The organism is Bacillus sp. JJ1474 (assembly GCF_036965225.1).
GTDB lineage: Bacteria > Bacillota > Bacilli > Bacillales > Cytobacillaceae > Cytobacillus.
Map to the genome: position 1 here is coordinate 1 of NZ_JBALPC010000174.1, position 3,285 is coordinate 3,285.

At 34.5% G+C, this 3,285-nt stretch carries 2 protein-coding genes and 1 pseudogene; all 3 read left to right on the forward strand.

The annotated features are described in order from the left end of the window. Positions 1-225 precede the first annotated feature (225 nt). The 3 genes and pseudogenes from V7164_RS19085 to V7164_RS19095 all read left to right on the forward strand — a co-directional run bounded on the left by V7164_RS19085 (position 226) and on the right by V7164_RS19095 (position 3,214). The gene (locus tag V7164_RS19085; RefSeq protein ID WP_335354925.1) at positions 226-1,263 is read left to right on the forward strand and encodes a DUF1835 domain-containing protein; all 1,038 of its coding nucleotides are present in this window, start codon (positions 226-228) and stop codon (positions 1,261-1,263) included. Between the two features lie 626 nt (positions 1,264-1,889). Next, positions 1,890-2,693, forward strand: a pseudogene (locus V7164_RS19090) (alpha/beta fold hydrolase). A gap of 185 nt (positions 2,694-2,878) precedes the next feature. After that, on the forward strand, positions 2,879-3,214 hold the full coding sequence (locus V7164_RS19095; RefSeq protein WP_335354926.1) for a hypothetical protein: 336 nt from the start codon (positions 2,879-2,881) through the stop codon (positions 3,212-3,214). Positions 3,215-3,285: the final 71 nt, after the last annotated feature.

Sequence of the window (3,285 nt, forward strand, 5' to 3'; positions counted from 1 at the left end):
AACGAAAATGTAAGAAATAATGACTTATTGTCACATCATTTATATAATATGCAATTAATGTGTAAGTCTTTATGTATAACTAACGGGTAGCGATAGCTTAACAAAGCTGTCGCTTCTTCTACTATTGAAGCAGTTTACTTGAACAAGGCTATACAAAAAATTCTTACTTTTACGCTCAGTTATTAACATAATGAGCTATCATTAAGAGAAAAAAGGAGAGGAAAAATGGAGAATATAAATCAATTAAAACAAGCTATTTCAAAACTTGATGAACGTGAGGCAAAGGCTCTTCTAAATTTAATATTTAAACGTGCTGAACAATATGAAGAAGATGGAATGATTAGAATTCTACAATCAATGAAGAAATCATTGATTAAAGTTTCGAGTAATGAAGAAAAAATAGAACATCGACAAACGGTACATATTGTATTTGGAGATTCGCCCGCAGGTAGCTTAAAATTTGCATTTCGCAATACTCCATACGCAAAAACAGAAGAAATCATTGTATTGCCTCATATTTTATCAGTTGGTCCAATAGAATCACTACATACAAAAAAGGGGATAGAAAATCGTTTTCAATGGTTTAAGGAACACTATCGCGATGACTTCAATGATCTTGAAGAATATAAACAGGGTTTGTTAAAGGGAATAGAGAAAATAAATGGAATAGCACCTTATCAACAGATAATTATTTGGACATGTGAGAACGCCGCTGAGCAAATAGGACTGCGTATTGTCCTTTATTTATTACAGAATAAAGTAAATGAAGTGTTCGAACTCAACACATTTAAAGCATTTCATGAGCTCTATACATACCCTATGCTAGAAGAGGAACAGTATCCTCGTACATCTGGAGAACTAGCTCCAGAAAAACTGCTTCAATTTTATGAGCAATTTGAGCTTAGACCGATGAATTGTGCAAAACGTCATGCTCTTCTTGACGAAGGGCGTAATTTACTGTTGAGTGAAAGTCTTTTGAGAACTTGGGAGAATGAAGAGCTTTGGCATTCAGATGTCGAACGAGATGATGATTTTATAATTCAATGTGCAAAGAAATTACATAAAGAACAAGGTAAGCATGATTATATGAAAGCGGCACGTTTGATTGGTGAAGTTATTGGTCATATGCAGCAATACACTGGAGATCAATGGATAGAATATCGACTCCGTGATTTAATTGCAAAAGAAATATTTGCATATCGAGGGGATTTAAGTGCAATGCGACTATATGAAGTGAAATTGAAAGAAGAGTTACTCCACTAAACTTTGTGAAGGATTGTACTTAAATTAACGGGTGGATAACTAAAAAAGGAGGGGAATCTGGAATGGAATTCAAATTTGGTAACGGTGCTATTGTTCTACCTCCTTTATACATTACAATAATCGCAATAATAATTATTTTTTTTTGTTAAGGTGGAGCAGGCAATTAGAAACACGACGGTTTACAGTATTCTTTTATTTTCTAATTAGCACATATATTACTCCAATTTATTCCCAAAGTACAAAAGAAGGTGTCTTTCAGTTATGGATACCCTTGGGATTTATAGTAATTTTCTTTTACTTGTTTCGTAGCAAAAGAAACCATCCTTCTAAAATGAAAGCAAGTATTTTAGGACTTTGCATAGCATTATATCGGTTAATTCTTCAATATGTTGGGTAGACGTTGTGAAGAAAACTACTTAGACTATCGGGTGCAATCCTTGGGTAAGGGGGGATGAAATTGGATAGAAAGTTAATCGGATATATTGTAAGTTCTTTCGGATTAGGTATTCTAACAAGTGCAATGATTTACCCTAGGTTAATTGAATAATTCCCTTCATTATTTTTACAATTTTGTATATGCTTGATTTATTGATTAATCTCGTTTACAGGAAAAGGGGGAAGAATACATGTCGATTTACCATAAGGTAATTGGAGAAGGATATCCTATCGTTATGTTGCATGGTTGGACACTTGACCATCAAGTAATGTTACATGCAATGGAACCGTTATTTGAGAAACGAAGCGGATGGAAAAGAATATACATAGATATGCCAGGAATGGGGCAATCCGAGCCACAACCATCTATTCATAACTCTGATGATATGTTAGAAGCAATATTACATCTTTTAGACCAACTTATCCCTGGTGAACCGTTTATTATTTGTGGTAATTCATATGGAGGGTACATTGCGAGAGGTATAGCCAGTTTACGACAGAATACAGTTCGTGGATTACTACTGATTGCGCCAATGACAATACCTGAATTCAATGACAGAGTAGTACCATAGCAGACCATTATAAAAAGAGATAGCAACTTGATATCTCTTTTGTCTCCAGAGGATGCTGAGGAATTTTGCTCAATGGGGGTGGTGCAAGGTCAAACTGAATGGGAGAGGTTTAGAAATGAAATTTTACTTCCTTCTAAACAAACAAATGAAGAATTCCTGAACTACATCCGTCAAAACGGATATGGCTTTACTTTCGATATTTCGTCTAAACTGGAATATCCCACGCTAATTATAACAGGTCACCAAGACCATATAGTCGGATATCACGATGTCTGGCGACTTATTGAGGATTATCCGAGGGCAACTTTTTCAGTTCTTGATATGGCTGGTCACAACCTACAAATCGAACAAACCGATGTATTTAATGCATTAGTTCATAACTGGTTAAACAGACTTGAATCGGAAAATTTTCGACTTGTGTAACTTGTTATAAAATTGAGTTCCTTGTTGCACTAACGGGTGCAAGAGTTAAACAAGGTGTTGCAGCGGCAGCATCTTTATTCTTGTTGTGCTAACGAGCAGGTTAGTTCAACAAGAACAATCTAAAATTGGAACTTATAGGCATTTAAATCGTACTAACTTTAAGGGAATAATTAGGGAGGGATTTTATGGTTTTCATTATATTGTTGTACGGAATTATAGTGGGAGTTTTTATTTCAAAGAGAACACTGAAAATGTCTCAAGCAGTAATACCAATGATAGCATTCACAATTCTTTCAAGTGTTGCTTTAGGTCAAAATTACACAACAAGTATAATTTCTGAAGTGAATGATGGTATAGGGATCTCCAATTTTTTAGCTGCATTTTTGTTGCCAGAAGATGGTTGGACAATAGAAATGTTTTCATCAAAATTCGAATTATATCTGGGCAGTTCTATCGTATTCATTCTTTTATATTTTTTACTCGTAATTGTTGAAAATATAAAATCAAATGTTAAAGCATAAGGGGTCTTATTGTGCTAACGGGGGGCATTAATCCAAGAAGGATTAATGCTTATTTTTGTTGAAGTTATTGT

Excerpts from the sequence above, each read along its gene's own strand:
- V7164_RS19085 (WP_335354925.1), top strand. The coding sequence starts at position 226 with ATGGAGAATATAAATCAATTAAAACAAGCTATTTCAAAACTTGATGAA.
- V7164_RS19095 (WP_335354926.1), top strand. The coding sequence starts at position 2,879 with ATGGTTTTCATTATATTGTTGTACGGAATTATAGTGGGAGTTTTTATT.